Source organism: Methylobacterium amylolyticum (genome assembly GCF_030700245.1).
In the GTDB taxonomy this organism is placed as follows: Bacteria; Pseudomonadota; Alphaproteobacteria; order Rhizobiales; family Beijerinckiaceae; genus Methylobacterium.
On record NZ_JAUYZI010000049.1, the window covers coordinates 1 to 16,073 of the forward strand.

Genomic DNA, 16,073 nt, shown 5'->3' on the forward strand with positions numbered 1-16,073 from the left:
CCGCGCCTCCGGCACCGCCCGCGCCGGGACCGCCCGCGCCAGGACCTCCCGCGCCGGGGCCGCCGCCCGGCCCACCGGCGCCGCCGGCTCCGCCCGCCGCGCCGGCACCCGCTCCGCCTCCGGCGCCCGCTCCGCCGCCGCCTGGCCCGCCCTGCGCGAAGGCCGTGGCCGCACCGGCGACCAGCACGGCCGCCGTGATCGTTCCCCGCAGATATCGATTCATGGCTTGGCGACTCGCTTCGTGTCCGTGGCGCGCCCTTCGCGCTCGGGTCGGCCCGCAACGACGGGCCCGGCCAAACCGTTCCTCAACCCCGGCGCGAAGCCGGGATCCACGCGCACGCCGAGCGCGCATCCATGCCCCGTCAGGTCACCGGCCCGTGACAGCGTGAAGGCTTTCCCCCGCACGGCGGCCAGGCTGCCTTGCGATCACGGCCGCGGCCTGTAACGTCCCGCCCGCGCAGGGGAACCCGGCCGTCGGCCGGGTCGCACGAGTTCCGGAGACGCCATGTCCGCTCCCACCGCCGGCCAGATCGGCATCGCACCGATGAGCGCCGAGGACGAGGCCGCGGACCGCAAGCGGCGCATCATGGCGATCGTCGGCTCGTCCTCGGGCAACCTCGTCGAGTGGTACGATTTCTACTGCTACGCCTTCTTCGCCCTGTACTTCGCCCCGGCCTTCTTCCCGAAGGGCGACGCGACCAGCCAGCTCCTCCAGACGGCGGGCATCTTCGCGGTGGGCTTCTTCATGCGGCCGATCGGCGGCTGGCTGTTCGGGCGCATCGCCGACCGGGTGGGGCGGCGGACCTCGATGGTCATCTCGGTGCTGATGATGTGCTTCGGCTCGCTGCTGATCGGCATCTTGCCGACCTACGCGACGGTGGGCACCCTGGCGCCGGTGCTGTTGCTCCTGGCGCGCATGCTCCAGGGCCTGTCGGTCGGCGGCGAGTACGGCACCTCGGCGACCTACATGAGCGAGGTCGCCATCAAGGGGAAGCGCGGCTTCTTCGCCTCGTTCCAGTACGTCACGCTGATCGGCGGCCAGCTCCTGGCCTCGCTGGTGCTGGTGAGCCTCCAGGCGGTGATGACCGGCGACGAGCTGACCGCCTGGGGCTGGCGGATCCCGTTCTTCATCGGCGCGGCGCTCGCCGTGGTGGCGCTCTACCTGCGCCGCTCGCTCGCCGAGACCAAGGAGGGCGGCGACAAGGAGGAGGCCGGCACGTTCAGCGCGCTGTTCAAGCACTGGCGCGCCTTCTGCGTCGTGCTCGCCTACACCGCCGGCGGCTCGCTCAGCTTCTACACCTTCACCACCTACATGCAGAAGTATCTCGTCAACACCGCGGGCATGCCGAAGACCACCGCCTCGCAGACCATGACGTTCGTGCTGCTGGTCTACATGCTGATCCAGCCGATCTTCGGGGCGCTGTCGGACAAGATCGGCCGCAAGGCCAACATGATCCTCTACAGCGGCCTCGGGACGCTGATGGTGGTGCCGCTGATGTCGATCCTCGGCACCAACAAGGATCCCTACCTCGCCTTCGCGCTGATCACGCTGGGGCTCGCGGTGATCTCGTTCTACACGGGCATCAGCGGCATCGTGAAGGCGGAGCTGTTCCCCACCAACGTGCGGGCGCTCGGCGTCGGCCTGTCCTACGCGCTGGCCAACGCGATGTTCGGCGGCACCGCCGAGCTCGTGGCCCTGTGGTTCAAGGATGCCGGCATGGAGAGCACGTTCTTCTGGTACGTGACCGTCATGCTGGCGATCGCCTTCGTGGCCTCGCTGATCATGCCGAACCCGAAGGTGCACGGCTACCTCGACGGCGCCGGCACCGTCGAGGAGGCCCTGGGCAAGAAGCGCGCCCTCGCCCACGCCTGAGACGGGCGCGGCGGGGCCCGGCCCCGCCGTGCCTCACAGGGTCCCGGGATAGGCGCCGCCGTCGAGCAGCAGGTTCTGGCCGGTGATGAAGCCGGCCTGCCGCCCGCACAGGAAGGCGCAGGCCGCGCCGAACTCCTCCGGGTCGCCGAACCGGCCGGCCGGGTTCGCCGCGGCGCGGGATTCCAGGAAGGCCTCGACGCTCGTCCCCGCCTTGGCGGCCCCTGCGGCCGCGTTGCTCCGGATCCGGTCGGTGTCGAACGGGCCCGGCAGCAGGTTGTTGATCGTCACCCCGTGCCGCACCGTCTGGCGGGCGAGCCCGGCCACGAAGCCGGTGAGGCCGGCGCGCGCGCCGTTCGACAGGCCGAGATGGTCGATCGGCGCCTTCACCGCCCCGGAGGTGATGTTGACGATCCGCCCGAAGCGCCGGGCGATCATCCCGTCGACCACCGCCCGGATCAGCGCGATCGGCGCCAGCATGTTGGCGTCGAGCGCCCGGATCCAGACCTCGCGGTCCCAGTCCCGGAAATCGCCCGGCGGCGGCCCGCCCGCGTTGTTGACGAGGATGTCGGGGTCCGGGCAGGCGGCGAGCGCGTCGGCCCGGCCGCGCTCCGTCGCGATGTCGCCGACGACGACCGTCACCGCGGCACCCGTCTCGCGGCGGATGTCGTCCGCGGTGGCCTCCAGAACCGCCGCGGTGCGGGCGGTGATCGTCACCGCCACGCCTTCGCGGGCGAGGGCCAGGGCGCAGGCCCGGCCGAGCCCCTTGCTGGCCGCGCAGACGAGGGCGCGGCGCCCGTTCAACCCGAGATCCATGTGTGCCTCCGTCGCGGATGATGGCGCCGGATATAGCGCGGCGGGCACGACCGGGCCGCCCCGGCGCGAAGGCTCCACGCCCTGCACAAGTCCGCCCGGGACGGACCGCACGCGGCGGCCTCGGATGATTTTCTCGCCTCTCCCGTGCAACCGACGACGCGCGGCGTCATTGCCCTTCACGTTATTGATGTAGGTCAATCAGGGCCGCGCCGGTCGGAATCAGCTTCCGCCCACGCGGGGAGCGCGTGCATCAGGTCCGCTATAAATCCACGGTCTCATCCTACGGCCAAGGCAATCCCCTTCTTCAAGCCGTCGCGCACGGTCTGGCGCAGCTCATGCCGGTGACCGCCTGCGAGGACTGGCCGCAGCCGCTGCTCGAACTGCTCGCCCGGCTCGAAGACCCCGAGACCGAGGCGGTGACGGAGCAGCCGCTCGTGGTGGTGGTGGGCCGATGCCCGACCATGGCGGAGCAGGCGGCGACGCTGCTGCGCGCCAGCACACTCGACGTCGTCTGCTGCGACACCGCCGAGGAGGCGGTCGGCGTGATGAAGCACCGCGGCGGCGAGGTCGCTCTGGTGGTGGCCGATCAGCGGCTCGACGGCGCGATGGACGGCTTCGCCCTCGCGCGGGCGCTGGGGCTGCTCTGGCCGGGCGTGCCCGTGATCCTCGCCACCGAGCGCACCCCGCGCGAGCCGCTGCCGATCGCCGTCACGCAACTGGACAAGCCGTGGCTGCCCCTGTCGCTGCTGGTCGAGATGCACCGGGCGCTCGCCGATTCCCATCACGCGGTCAACTGATCGCGGCAGGACCCACCCGCGCTCACCGTGCGCCGGGCGCTTCGACCGGATGCTGGTGCGCCTCCGCGAGCGCCGTGAGCGCGGCGGGCAACGCGGAGAACGCGTCGATCAGCGCGTCCGCGCCCAGTTCGTGCGGCGGCCGGTGAGCGTAGCCGTAGGACACCGCGACCGCGGCGGTGCCCGCCGCCCGGGCGGCCTCGATATCGTGGTGATTGTCGCCGACCATGACCGCGCGGCCCGGCGGAACGCCGAGGGCCGTGAGCGCCGCGTGCAGGGGCGCCGGGTCTGGCTTGCGGGCCGCCACGCTGTCGCCGCCGATCACCGTCGCCACGAGCGGGTCAAGGCCGAGGCGGTCGAGGACGATCCGCGTCGCCCGGACCGGCTTGTTGGTCACGACCGCGAGAGCGAAGCCGGCCTCCGCCAGTGCCGAGAGCGTGTCGACGACACCGGGGAACGGCCGGGTATGGCGGGCGGCGATGGGCTCGTAGAGGGCGAGGAACCGCGGCACCAGGGCGTCGGCCGCGGCCGGGTCCCCGCCCCGCGCCCGCAGCGCCCGCTCGACCAGCTTGCGCACCCCGTCGCCGACCATCGCCCCCGCCGCCGCGCGGTCGACGCCGGAGAGCCCGCGCTCGGCGAGCAGCGCGTTCAGCGCGTCCGTGAGATCCTGCAAGCTGTCGACGAGCGTGCCGTCGAGGTCGAGCAGGAGGGCGTCGAAGCGGGAGCGGGCAGCGTTCATACGCCCCTGTACACGGGATGGAACCAGTTCGCCCCTTCTGGCCGACGCGGCGGCCGAACCTCTGGCGAAGCGCGGCAGGATCACGAAACGTCGATCACGCAAAAGGTCGGAACCAACCCGGTGACGGCCGGTTCACCGGATGCGGCGGGCCGATGGCGTCGGCGCGTCGCTGCCCTCCATGGGCGTTTCCTCCCGAGACTTCGGACCGCCTCCGCGAAGGGGCGGTCTTTTTTCGGTTGTGCGTGGGTTGATCGACAACAGCGGTCGGCCGCGCCGGTTCCAGTCTTGACCCGCCGTATCGCGGCACATCGCGCTGCGTTGGACTCTGCCAACCGACGGATCGTTCGTCAGGACTATGGAAGCGAGGTTTGTGGTGCCCAGGGGCGGAATCGAACCACCGACACTGCGATTTTCAGTCGCATGCTCTACCAACTGAGCTACCTGGGCGACGCTCGCGGCGCCGTGGGCCGCGAACGAGGCGGGGTATAGTGAGTGCTTCGGCGCCTGTCTAGCCTGCCGCGACGGCCGCGTGAGCGTCTGTGGACGGGCACCCGCTCAGGCGTCGGGCTCGGGCTCGCGCGGCGCCTCGTCGGGCGCCTCGGGGTCTGGAATGACGTAGCGCTCGTTCAGCCAGCGGCCGAGATCGACATCCGCGCAGCGCTGCGAGCAGAACGGCCGGAACGCCGGATCGGTCGGCCGGCCGCAGATCGGACAGGCCGGGGTGCGGCGGCCGGGGGTCACGCCGGGCCGCCCCAGGCGGCGCGCACCGGAAACCCCTCTCCGTCGAGGAGGCTCACGGTCTCGTAGAGCGGCAGCCCCACCACGGCGCTGTGGGACCCGACCAGCTTGACGACGAAGGCCCCGGCGAGACCCTGGATCGCGTAGCCGCCGGCCTTGCCGCGCCATTCGCCGGAGGCGACGTAGGCCTGGATGTCCCGGCCCGACAGGCGCTTGAAGCGCACCCGGCTCTCGACGATCCGCTCGCGGCGGCCGCCGGGGGAGAGCACGCAGACCGCGGTGTAGACCCGGTGCTGGCGGCCCGAGAGCATCCGCAGGCAGTCCGCCGCCTCGTCGGGCACCTCCGCCTTCGGCAGGACCCGCCGTCCCACGGCCACCACCGTGTCGGCGGCGACGAGCCAGGTCCGCACCGTGCCGCCCTCCGCCCGCAGCACCGCCTCGGCGGCGGCGAGCTTCGTCCGGGCGAGACGCCGGGCGAGTTCGCGCGGCGGCTCGGACTTGCGCGGCGTCTCGTCGATGTCGGCGGGCAGCAGCGCGTCGGGCTCGATACCCACCTGCTGGAGCAGCGCGAGGCGCCGCGGCGAGGCGGAGGCGAGGACGAGGCGGGCGACGGGGGCCGCGGCCGGGGTGCCGGTGCTGTCGGGGATGGCGTCCATGAACTCTCGGTCCGCGCCGGCCGCGAAACCCGCTCGGCCGGGCCCGTCTCGGCGCTCGCGCGTGATACCGGAAGGCGCCGGTCTTGTGAACGGCGTGCGCCCGCGGCGCCCGGTCGGTCACGGCGGCGACCGCTCCCCTTAACCGCGGTTTAACCACGCCTGTCGAAAGTGTGGCCGTCCACCTGGATCCGACGCCGATGCTCAACACCGATCCGCTGCTGCCGCGCCCGACGCTCCTGAACGCCTCGCTGCTCGCCCGGACCCTCGACGGGCTGCGGCCCCAGGTCCGCTCCTCCGCGGACATGTGGCGACTTTTGACCGATCAGTACGTGGTCGATCTCGACGCGGTGGCGGCGCTCCTGCCCGACGAGGAGCCCGACACGGTGTGGCTCGCCGCGCGCGATTGAGCGGCAGGCGGCTCCGCTGTCCGCCGTCCCACGCACCTGTCGCGGGACGTGCATGCGGCCTGCCCCGACCGACCCGTTCAGCGCTCTGGGAAAGCCCAGCCAGAGGACCGGTCGCTCAGGTTCGCCCCGGTCACGGTTCGAGGCCGCGCCGGACGCCCGGTCGCGACATCTTTCCCCGGAGCGCGGGTTTCGCTAGGGCGTCGGTCCTCTGCGGCCGACCGGAGCGCGCCCGATGTTTCCCAAGCCCGAAGCGGGTCTCTCGCCGAACACCTTCGCGTTCGAGCAACTGCCCCTCGTCAAGCCCACGGGCTTCCGCGAGTACGACGCGCGCTGGCTGTTCCCGCAGGAGATCAACCTGATGGGCGTCCAGGCGCTCGGGCTCGGCATCGGCACGCTGGTCCACGAGATGGGCGTGCGCCCCGACATCGTGACCGGCCACGATTACCGGGGCTACTCGTCCTCGATCAAGCTCGCGCTCATCGCCGGCATGCAGGCCGCGGGGCTGCGGGTTAAGGATGTCGGGCTCGCCCTGTCGCCGATGGCCTATTTCGGGCAGTTCGCCCTCGATTGCCCCTGCGTGGCGATGGTCACCGCCTCGCACAACGACAACGGCTGGACCGGCGTGAAGATGGGCGCCAACCGGCCGATGACTTTCGGGCCCGAGGAGATGACTCGGCTGAAGGAGATCGTGCTCGGCGGCACCTTCCAGTACCGCGGGGGCGGCGCCTACGAGTTCGTGGAGGGCTTCGCCGAGACCTATCTCAAGGACCTGAAGACCCGCGCCAAGCCGATCACCCGCAAGCTCAAGGTGGTGGCGGCCTGCGGCAACGGCACGGCCGGCGCCTTCGCGCCGCGCCTGCTGGAGGCGCTGGGGGTCGAGGTGGTGCCCCTGGACGTCGAGGCCGATCACAGCTTCCCGCGCTACAACCCGAACCCCGAGGACATGGAGATGCTCCACGCCATCGCCCACGCGGTGAAGGCGCACGGGGCCGACGTGGGCCTGGGCTTCGACGGCGACGGCGACCGCTGCGGCGTGGTGGACGACGAGGGCGCCGAGATCTTCGCCGACAAGATCGGCGTGATGCTCGCCCGCGACCTCGGCAAGCTGCACCCCGGCGCGACCTTCGTCGTCGACGTGAAGTCGACCGGGCTCTACCACACCGACCCGGAGCTGAAGGCACGGGCGGTCAAGACCGACTACTGGAAGACCGGGCACAGCTACATCAAGCGCCGCGTCAACGAGCTCGGCGCGCTCGCCGGCTTCGAGAAATCCGGGCACTTCTTCTTCAACGAGCCGATCGGCCGCGGCTACGACGACGGGCTGCTCACCGCCATCGCGGTGATCGAGATGCTCGACCGCAACCCCGACCGGTCGATGGCCGACCTCTACCGGGCGCTGCCCAAGACCTGGGGCTCGCCGACCATGTCGCCGCACTGCCCCGACGACCAGAAGTACGGCGTGGTCGAGCGGGTGACGGCGCGCTTCCGGGACATGAAGGACCGGGGCGAGCCGATCGCGGGGGCGCGGATCACCGACCTCGTCACCGTCAACGGCGTGCGGGTGGCGACCGAGGACGGCACCTGGGGCCTCGTGCGCGCCTCCTCCAACAAGCCGGAGCTGGTGGTGGTGGTCGAGAGCCCGGTCTCCGAGGAGCGGCTGCGGGCGATGTTCAAGGCGGTCGACGGTGTGTTGCGGGAGAATCCGGAGGTCGGCGCCTACAATCAGACCCTCTGACAGACCCTCCCGTCACACAACCTGGGGATCAGAATTCGGTAACGAAGACGCGCGCAGGCTGTAAATCGGCCGCGCGCTTCAAAGATGTGCTGCGGACGCGCCGAAATGCGGTGCATCAATGCCACAGGCGCGCGTCCTTAAGGCTGTATCGGACTTTTGGCAGGTTGCGGACGTGCTTTGGCCGACCCATCCTGCGCGGCCATGCAGATGCAATCCGCCCTCCGGCATCCGCCCGTCCCCGCCGATCTGATCGCCCGCGTGCCGGGCCGCGCACCCGCGAGGGCCCGCCCGATGCTGTACGACGCGTTCGACCTGCAGACCGATCTGGCCGCGCAGACCCGGGCGTGGGGGCAGGTGCTGGACGCGGCGTGGTCGCCCTGGACGGGCTGGGGCGAGCCGATCACCTGGATGTCGGCCGGCGCCCGGATGATGATGCGCACCGGGCTGACATTCGCCCGGCCGGCCTACGGGATCGGTGCGGTTAAGGTCGGCAACCGCGAGGTGGCGGTCGTCGAGGAGCCGGTGCAGGCCACCCCGTTCGGCACCCTGCTGCGCTTCCGCAAGGACATCCAGACGGAGCAGCCGAAGGTGCTGCTCGTCGCACCCCTCTCGGGCCACTTCGCCACCCTGCTGCGCGCCACGGTGCGCACCATGCTGCCCGACCACGACGTCTACATCACCGACTGGCACAACGCCCGCGACGTGCCGGCCTCGGAGGGACCGTTCGGGTTCGACGACTACGTCGCCCACTTGGTCCAGTTCCTGCGCACCATGGGCGAAGGCTCGCACGTGCTCGCCGTCTGCCAGCCGGCGGTCCAGACGCTCGCGGCCGCCGCGGTGATGGCGCAGAGCCGGGATCCGGCGGCCCCGCGCAGCATGACGCTGATGGCCGGACCGGTCGATTGCCGCATCAACCCGACGGCGGTGAACGAGCTGGCGACCTCGAAGCCGATCGCGTGGTTCGAGCGCAACCTGATCGCCACCGTGCCGGCCCGCCACAGGGGCGCCGGCCGGCGGGTCTATCCCGGCTTCATGCAGGTCTCGGCGTTCATGGCCATGAACGCCAAGCGGCACATGCAGGGGCACGCCGACCTGTTCTGGCACATGGCCCACGGCGAGGACGCCAAGGCCGAGGCGATCGGGACGTTCTACGACGAGTACTTCGCCGTGCTCGACCTCGCGGCGGAGTTCTACATCGAGACGGTCAAGACGGTGTTCCAGGACTACACCCTGGCCCGGAACGCCCTGACCTACCGCGGCGAGCCGGTCGACCTGCGGGCGGTGCGGCGCACGGCGCTGATGACGGTCGAGGGCGAGCGCGACGACATCTGCGCGGTCGGCCAGACCATGGCGGCGCACGACCTGTGCGCGAGCCTGCCGCCCTACATGCGCAGCCACCACCTCCAGGCGGGGGTGGGCCATTACGGCGTGTTCGCCGGCCGCCGCTGGGACGGGCAGATCTACCCGCAGGTCCGGGCCTTCATCCAGGCGCACGCCTGAGGCCGCACGTCGCGCCGATTTGACCCGCTGGCGCCCGGGGACCACCATGCTAGCCTCGCGGGTGCGACGCCGTCGGCGGCGCGGCGGGGCGATGGACAGGTCGGCGTGAGCGGCAGGCAGGGTTCCAGCGGAGACCGAACCGGCGGGACGGCCGAGCCGGCCGCCGAACGGCTCGACCGGCTCGTCGCGCGGGCGCGGGCCGCCGCCCTGTGGGAGGCGGCGTGGCCGGTGCTGTGGCGCGGGCTCGGCGTCGGCCTCGTCTTCCTGATCCTGTCGTGGTCCGGACTCTGGCTCGACCTCGCGCCGGTCTGGCGGCAGATCGGCGCCGCGGCCTTCGCCGTCGCCCTCGCCGCCGCCCTGGCGCCCCTGCTCCGCCTGCCCCGGCTCGACCGCCGCGCCGCTCTGGCGCGCCTCGACCGGGAGGCGGGCGCGCGCGATCCGGCCCTGGTCCACGGCCCCGCCTCGGCGGCGCAGGACACGCTGGCGGTGGGCGCGGGCGACCCCGCGAGCCGTGCCCTCTGGGCGCTGCACCAGAGCCGGGCGGCGCGGGCGGTCGCCGCCCTGCGGGTCGGTCCGCCGCGGCCGGGCATGGCCCGGCGCGACCCCTACGCGGTCCGCGCCGGCCTGATCGTCGCCGCCGTGGCGAGCCTGTTCGCCGCCGGCCCGGAATGGCGCGACCGTCTGGGCTCCGCCTTCGACTGGCACGCCCCGCCCGCGCCGGGCCCCAGCTTCCGCGTCGACGGCTGGATCGACCCGCCGCTCTACACCCGGATGCCGCCCCTGCTGGTGACCATGGGCGGCGGCGAGCAGCGCCTGCGCGCGCCGGTCAATTCCCAGCTCATCGTCCGCATCGCCGGCGCGGGGGCGGCCGCCGACCGCACCGTCCTGACTCCGAGCGCGGCGCTGGTGCCGGTGCCCGGCCAGGAGGCGCGCCCGGACCTGCGCGAGGAGCGGTTCCGGATCACCGGCGGCGCGGAGCTGACCGTCGCGATGCCCGGCGAGCGGCAGCGCCTGATCGTCGAGGCGATCCCCGACCGGCCGCCGGAGGTGGCGCTGGTCGGCGGTCCGGAGGTGAACGGTCGCGGCACCTTCAACCTCACCTACCGGGCCAAGGACGATTACGGGATCGCCTCGGCGGAGGGGATCGTCGAGGCCGCCGAGGGCGGGCGCTCCCTGGTGCCGCCGCCGCGCATCAACCTCGCGCTGCCCGCCGACGCGAGCGGCGAGGCCGAGACCAAGACGCTCGTCGACCTCACCGACAACCCCTGGTCGGGCGCGCGGGTGCGCTTCCACGTGCTCGTCAAGGACGAGGCGGGCCAGGAGGGCCGGACCCCGGTCTCCGAGATCACCCTGCCGGCCCGGCCGTTCCGCGATCCCCTCGCCCGGTCGCTCGCCGAGGAGCGGCGCCGGCTGGTCACGACCCCGGACACCGGCCGCCGCCGGGTGCAGGCCGCCCTGGATGCCCTGCTGATCGCCCCGGAGACCTTCACCCCGCAGCCCGCGATCTTCCTCGGCCTGCGGACGGCCGCGGGCCGCCTGCGCCGGGCCGGCGACGACGCGGACCTGACCGCGGTGGCCGATCTGCTGTGGGAGATGGCCCTCAAGATCGAGGACGGGGACCTCTCCGACGCGGAGAAGGGCCTGCGACAGGCGCAGGACCGGCTCAAGGAAGCGATTGACCGCGGCGCGCCCGATGAGGAGATCAAGCGTCTGACCCAGGACCTGAAGCAGGCCCTGGACAAGTTCCTCTCCGAGATGGCGCAGAAGCAGGGGCGCGAGCCGCGCGACCGGTCGGAGCGCGGTCAGAGCAATCAGCAGTCCAAGACGGTCACGCCGGAAGACCTGGACAAGATGCTCCAGGACATGGCCGAGGCGATGAAGCGGGGCGATACTGCCGAGGCGCAGCGTCTGATGGACCAGTTGCGCAACATCCTGGAGAACCTCCAGACCGCGGAGCGCGGCGGCCGCTCGGACCAGTCGAGCCGCGAGATGCAGCGCGGCATGCGCGAACTCGACGAGATGACCCGCGACCAGCAGGGCCTGCGCGACGAGACCTTCAAGGACGGGCAGGAGAAGCGCGGCGGCCAGCGCCCGTCGAACCGCGGCCAGCAGCAGCAGGGTCAGCGCGGCGGCCAGCCGGGCGAGGGCCAGCGCCAGCCCGGTCAGCAGGGTGGACAGCAGGGTTCCGAGGATCAGCAGGGCCAGGGACAGCAGGGCCAGAAGGGGCAGTCGGGCCAGAAGGGCGGGATCGGCGAGCGCCAGCAGGCGCTGCGGCAGCGGCTCGAGGATCTCGAACGGCGGATGAAGGAGAACGGCATGCGCGGCGAGCAGGGCCTCGCCGATGCCGAGGACGCCATGCGCGAGGCTGAGGACGCCCTGCGCCAGGGGCGCGAGGGGGACGCGGTCGATGCCCAGGGCCGCGCCCTGGACGGGCTGAAGCGCGGCGCCGAGGGGATGGCGCAGCAGATGCAGGACATGGCCGAGGGCCAGGGCGAGGGACAGCAGGAGGGCGGCCAGCAGCCGGGGCCGCAGGGTCAGGCCGGCAACCGCGACGACGACCCCCTCGGTCGCCCGACCCGCGGCCGCGACACCGGAGACGGCCGCGTGCGCGTGCCGACCGCCGACGAATCCGCGGTCCAGCGGGCGAGGCGGATCATGGAGGAGCTGCGGCGCAAGCTCGGCGACCCGACCCGGCCGCGGGAGGAACTCGACTATTTCGAGCGCCTGCTGAGACGCAACTGACCGTTCCCGTGGGAGCGCGTCGCGACAGGGCTGAGCGCCGCGCGGGTTTCTCCGGGCGGCACGGGCGGGCTACGCGCGTCAGAGATCGGCGACGCGGATCTCGCCCGGCCGGTACGGCTGCAAGCCCGCCGCGACCTTGGCCTCGACGGCGTCGAGGAAGCGCTCGGGATCCGTCACGGCGGCCCGGTCGAGGTCCCACAGGGCGAAGCGCCACCAGCGCAGGGCCAGGAAGCGCGCGATCAGCGGGTCGGGGAGCCGCATCTCCCGGACGAGAGCGGGCGAGCCGTCGACCACCGCGTAGGGCGGCACGTCCGCGACCACCACGGCCATCGGGCGGATCACCGCGCCGTCGCCCACGGTCACGCCGGGCAGGATCGTCGCCCCGTAGCCGACGGCGACGTCGTTGCCGATCACCGTCGCCGCCTCGGCGGCCGGCGCCGGCGGGGTCATGCCGAGGCGCCACGTCTCGGCCCGGGGATCCTCAATGTTCAGCGCCGTGCGGTAGTCGCCGCCCAGCGTCAGGGAGGTGGTGACCCATCCGTCCGGGTGGCCGAGGCGGCCGACCTGCACGCCCTCCTCCACCGAGCAGTAGCGGCCGATCTCGCAGCGGCGGACGTAGCCGCTGGTGACGTAGGAGAAGGCCCCGAGGCGCAGCGACCCGTCGATGCCCACGGTGCCGACGTGGCAGGGTGCCTCGAACACGCAGGCTTCCGGCACGCCGAACGGCGGCAGGTGCGCGCTCATCACGCCGCGCTCGAAGAGCTTCGCCTTACGGTCCTCGGCAGTCGCAGCCATCGGTGGTCCCAGGTCCGGCGCCCGCGGCGCCCGGGCGCGCTGTAGCACGGGCGCGGACGCGGCCTCTCCAGAAATCGCGCGCGGCGGCCGTCTGCGGCGGCGCGCGGGATGTGCTATCGCCTGCCCGATCTGAGATCGGGGACGGTATGCGGTTCGAGATCGAGCGGAAGTTCCTCGTCGCCGACGGGGCGTGGCGGGCGGCGGCCACGGGATTCCGATCCCTGCGCGACGGCCTCATCGGTCAGTTCGAGGCGGGCAAGGTCCGGGTGCGGCTCGACGGCGGGCGGGCGTGGTTGACGGTGAAGGGCGCGCGCGCGGGCCTGAGCCGCACCGAGTTCGAGTACGAGGTCCCGCGCGCCCACGGCGAGGCGATGCTGGCCGAGGTCTGCGTCGGCCGCATCCTCGAGAAGACGCGCTGGTGCGTGCCCCATGAGGGCCTGTCCTGGGAGGTCGACGTGTACGGGGGCACGCTCGCGGGCCTCGTGCTCGCCGAGGTCGAGCTGGAGCGCGAGGACCAGCCGTTCGCGCGGCCGGCCTGGCTCGGCCAGGAGGTCACCGGCGATCCCCGTTTCCGCCAGTCGGCGCTGCTGCGCCTCGGGGAGAGCGGCCGCCCCCTGTCCGCCGAGGCGATTCTGGCCTCGGCCGCCTGAGCGCCTCAGCTCCGGACGAACTGGCGGGCGACCGCCTCGGTGCCGCGCGCGAGCACGCCGATGTCGAGCGCCACGGCGGTGAAGGTTGTGCCGAGTTCGATGCAGCGCCGGGCGAAGGCCGGGTCCGGGGTCAGGACCCCGGCGGGCTTGCCCGCCGCGCGAGTGCGGGTGATCGCTTCCTCGACCGCCGCGACCACCTCCGGATGGCCCATCTCGCCGGCGTGGCCGAGGCTCGCGGCGAGGTCGCCCGGCCCGACGAACACCCCGTCGACGCCCTCCACCCCGGCGATCTCCTCCAGCCGGTCGAGGGCGGCGCGGGTCTCGACCTGGACCAGCAGGCAGATCTCGTCGGCCGCGCGCTTGGCGTAACCCTGCACCCGGCCGAACCGCGTGGCGCGGGTGAGCGAGGAGACGCCGCGGATCCCCTCCGGCGGGTAGCGCGTCGCCGCTACCGCGGCGCGGGCCTCGTCGGCATCCTGCACGTAGGGGATCAGCAGCGTCTGGGCGCCGAGGTCGAGGAAGCGCTTGATCAGCACCGCGTCGTTGGAGACCGGCCGGACCACCGGCGCCACGGGATAGGGCGCCACCGCCTGGAGCTGCGGCAGCACGGTGAGCGGATCGCCCGGCGAGTGCTCGGTGTCCAACAGCAGCCAGTCGAAGCCCGAGCCCGCCACCGCCTCGGCGGCGTAGGCGGAGGGCAGCGAGCACCACAGGCCGATCTGCTGCCGGCCGGCGCGCAGGTCGCGCTTGAAGCGATTCTCGGGCAGGTCCACGGCGCGTCCTCCGGATCCGCGCGGTCCGGGCCGCGCGAGGGTGCCGCGAGGTTAGGCAGCCCGCGCGGGCCGGCGCAAGCTCACAGCCGCACCGTCCCCGCCCTGATCCGCGCGACCGTCTCCGCGTCGAGCCGGCGGTAGGCGCCGTCGTGCGCGACGTAGAGCGGGTCCGGGGTCAGGGCCGGGTCGAACCCCTCCGCGACGAGCCCGGCCTTGGTCTGCTTGAACGTCTCGGTGTGGCCGAGTTCCGGGCACAGCCGCAGGAACAGCGGCCGCGCGTAGGGCGGCAACCGCTCGGCCAGCTCCGCATACAGGCGCGCCACGTCGAAGCCCGGGCCGGTGACCAGCGCGGCCATGCCGGCGCGGCCGTCGGTTCCCGGCACCGCAACGCCGTAAACCGCGGCCTCCCGCACGCCCGCGCAGCGGGACAGGGCCTCCGCCACCTCGGTGGTGGCGACGTTCTCGCCCTTCCAGCGGAAGGTGTCGCCGATCCGGTCGACGAAGTAGAAGTAGCCCTGCGCGTCCCGCCGCATCAGGTCGCCGGTGCGCATCCAGGCGTCGCCCGGCGCAAGGACGTCGCGCAGCACCTTGCGGTCGCTCTCCGCAGCGCTGGTATAACCCTCGAAGCTGTACTCGGCCCTCGTCGAGAGGCGCCCGAGCAGCTCGCCCGGCTCGTCGAGGCCGGCCGGGATGCAGTACCCCTCCGCGTCGCGCAGCGGCAGCCCTGTGGCATGGTCGTGCCGCACGATCAGCGCCGGCGAGCGCCGGGCCATGAACGGCGGTACCCGGCCGACGGCGCCGACCCGGCCCTCGACGTTGTAGAGCGACAGGGTCCCCTCGGTGGCGGCGTAGAATTCCAGCACCCGCGGGATCGCGAAGCGGGCCTGGAACGCCTCCCACACCTCCGGCCGCAGGCCGTTGCCGGTGCAGAGGCGCAGGCGGTGGGCGCGCTCCAGCGGATCCGGCGGCGCCGCGGCGAGGTAGCGGCACAGCTCGCCGATGTACTGGAACAGGGTCGCGCCGCTCTGCGCCACGTCGGCCCAGAAGGTCCGCGCCGAGAACTTCTCGCGGATCACCACCGCGCCGCCGCCGAGCAGCGTGCTGCCCGGCGCCACCACCCCGCCGACGCTGTGGTAGAGCGGCAGGCAATCGTACATCCGGTCCGCGGGCGTCGGATCGATCAGCCCGGCGAACCAGTGGGTCCAGCTCATGATCCGGTGGTGGCTCACCCGCGCTGCCTTGGGCAGGCCGGTGGTGCCGGAGGTGTAGATCAGCAGCGCCTCGTCCCGCAGGGTCAGCGGCGGCGCCTCGTCCACCCGCAGCGGTGCGCCGTCCAGGCCCGCGGCGGCCTCCGCCAGGGATGGGGTCGCGCCGGGGCCCTGCCAGAGGATCGCCGGGGCCGGATCGAGATGCGGCAGGGCGCCGTGGAGCGCGTCGCCGAGCCCGGTCTCGGCGATCACGAGGCGCGGCGCCGCGACCCCGATGCAGTGGGCGAGGCCCTCCGCGCGCAGGTTGGTGTTGAGGAGCGCCACGCGCAGGCCGGCCCGGGTCAGGCCGAGCCAGATCGCGAGGTAGTCCGGACGGTTGCGCATCAGCAGCGCCACGGTGTCCCCCCGGGCGAAGCCCCGGGCCAGCGCCCAGCGGGCGTAGCGGTTCTGCCGGGCGGCGAGATCGGCGTGGCTGAGGGTCTCGTCCGCGCCGATCAGGGCCGGCGCGTCGCCGTGGGCTGCGGCGAGTTCGTCGATCACCACCGGGAAGATCCGCCCGGGCTGCGCGTCGATGCGGGCGGTGCGGGCGAGCGCGCCGATCCAGCCGTCCGTCGAGGCGGGGCGCGGCGTTCCGGTCATGTCGGCCTGCG

14 protein-coding genes and 1 tRNA gene are annotated in these 16,073 nt (G+C 73.0%); 7 read left to right on the forward strand and 8 right to left on the reverse strand.

Features of this window, described 5'->3' with window-relative positions; all coding sequences use genetic code 11:
- Positions 1-505: 505 nt before the first annotated feature.
- On the forward strand, positions 506-1,873 hold the full coding sequence (locus Q8W71_RS25835; RefSeq protein ID WP_305528285.1) for an MFS family transporter: 1,368 nt from the start codon (positions 506-508) through the stop codon (positions 1,871-1,873).
- Between the two features lie 33 nt (positions 1,874-1,906).
- Here Q8W71_RS25835 and Q8W71_RS25840 read toward each other — a convergent pair whose 3' ends face one another.
- The gene (locus Q8W71_RS25840) at positions 1,907-2,686 is read right to left on the reverse strand and encodes an SDR family oxidoreductase (RefSeq protein WP_305528286.1); all 780 of its coding nucleotides are present in this window, start codon (positions 2,684-2,686) and stop codon (positions 1,907-1,909) included.
- Between the two features lie 335 nt (positions 2,687-3,021).
- Here Q8W71_RS25840 and Q8W71_RS25845 point away from each other — a divergent pair, with 335 nt between their 5' ends.
- Positions 3,022-3,483: a response regulator gene (locus tag Q8W71_RS25845; RefSeq protein ID WP_305528287.1), complete on the forward strand. Its 462-nt coding sequence runs from the start codon at positions 3,022-3,024 to the stop codon at positions 3,481-3,483.
- A 22-nt stretch (positions 3,484-3,505) separates the two neighbouring features.
- Here Q8W71_RS25845 and gph read toward each other — a convergent pair whose 3' ends face one another.
- The 4 genes from gph to Q8W71_RS25865 form a co-directional block, all read right to left on the reverse strand.
- Positions 3,506-4,219 (reverse strand): phosphoglycolate phosphatase, encoded by a 714-nt coding sequence (gph, locus tag Q8W71_RS25850; protein WP_305528288.1) that lies wholly within the window; start codon positions 4,217-4,219, stop codon positions 3,506-3,508.
- A gap of 371 nt (positions 4,220-4,590) precedes the next feature.
- Positions 4,591-4,666, reverse strand: a tRNA-Phe gene (locus tag Q8W71_RS25855).
- Positions 4,667-4,774: 108 nt separating this feature from the next.
- On the reverse strand, positions 4,775-4,960 hold the full coding sequence (locus Q8W71_RS25860) for a DNA gyrase inhibitor YacG (RefSeq protein WP_305528289.1): 186 nt from the start codon (positions 4,958-4,960) through the stop codon (positions 4,775-4,777).
- Positions 4,957-5,613, reverse strand: a complete 657-nt coding sequence (locus Q8W71_RS25865) for a Maf-like protein (protein WP_305528290.1) — start codon at positions 5,611-5,613, stop codon at positions 4,957-4,959. Before Q8W71_RS25865 ends, Q8W71_RS25860 begins: the two co-directional genes overlap by 4 nt.
- Positions 5,614-5,810: 197 nt before the next feature.
- Here Q8W71_RS25865 and Q8W71_RS25870 point away from each other — a divergent pair, with 197 nt between their 5' ends.
- The 4 genes from Q8W71_RS25870 to Q8W71_RS25885 all read left to right on the forward strand — a co-directional run bounded on the left by Q8W71_RS25870 (position 5,811) and on the right by Q8W71_RS25885 (position 11,997).
- Positions 5,811-6,020 carry a hypothetical protein gene (locus tag Q8W71_RS25870; protein WP_305528291.1) on the forward strand — a complete coding sequence of 70 codons (210 nt, stop codon included), beginning with the start codon at positions 5,811-5,813 and terminating at the stop codon, positions 6,018-6,020.
- Between the two features lie 232 nt (positions 6,021-6,252).
- Positions 6,253-7,755, forward strand: a complete 1,503-nt coding sequence (locus Q8W71_RS25875; protein WP_305528292.1) for a phosphomannomutase/phosphoglucomutase — start codon at positions 6,253-6,255, stop codon at positions 7,753-7,755.
- A gap of 291 nt (positions 7,756-8,046) precedes the next feature.
- Positions 8,047-9,255 carry a polyhydroxyalkanoate depolymerase gene (locus tag Q8W71_RS25880; protein ID WP_305528293.1) on the forward strand — a complete coding sequence of 403 codons (1,209 nt, stop codon included), beginning with the start codon at positions 8,047-8,049 and terminating at the stop codon, positions 9,253-9,255.
- Between the two features lie 105 nt (positions 9,256-9,360).
- A complete protein-coding gene (locus tag Q8W71_RS25885; protein WP_305528294.1) occupies positions 9,361-11,997 on the forward strand; it encodes a TIGR02302 family protein in 2,637 nt (878 codons plus the stop codon).
- Between the two features lie 78 nt (positions 11,998-12,075).
- Here the strand turns inward: Q8W71_RS25885 and Q8W71_RS25890 are convergent, their stop codons facing one another.
- Positions 12,076-12,792, reverse strand: coding sequence for a CatB-related O-acetyltransferase (locus Q8W71_RS25890; protein WP_305528295.1), 717 nt, complete (start codon positions 12,790-12,792; stop codon positions 12,076-12,078).
- A 146-nt stretch (positions 12,793-12,938) separates the two neighbouring features.
- On the opposite strand from Q8W71_RS25890, the gene Q8W71_RS25895 reads away from it, so the two are divergent.
- Complete coding sequence (locus Q8W71_RS25895) at positions 12,939-13,442, forward strand: CYTH domain-containing protein (RefSeq protein WP_305528296.1); 504 nt, start codon at positions 12,939-12,941, stop codon at positions 13,440-13,442.
- Positions 13,443-13,447: 5 nt separating this feature from the next.
- Here Q8W71_RS25895 and hpaI read toward each other — a convergent pair whose 3' ends face one another.
- On the reverse strand, positions 13,448-14,215 hold the full coding sequence (hpaI, locus tag Q8W71_RS25900) for a 4-hydroxy-2-oxoheptanedioate aldolase (protein ID WP_305528297.1): 768 nt from the start codon (positions 14,213-14,215) through the stop codon (positions 13,448-13,450).
- A gap of 80 nt (positions 14,216-14,295) precedes the next feature.
- A complete protein-coding gene (locus Q8W71_RS25905; RefSeq protein ID WP_305528321.1) occupies positions 14,296-16,062 on the reverse strand; it encodes a long-chain-acyl-CoA synthetase in 1,767 nt (588 codons plus the stop codon).
- Positions 16,063-16,073: the final 11 nt, after the last annotated feature.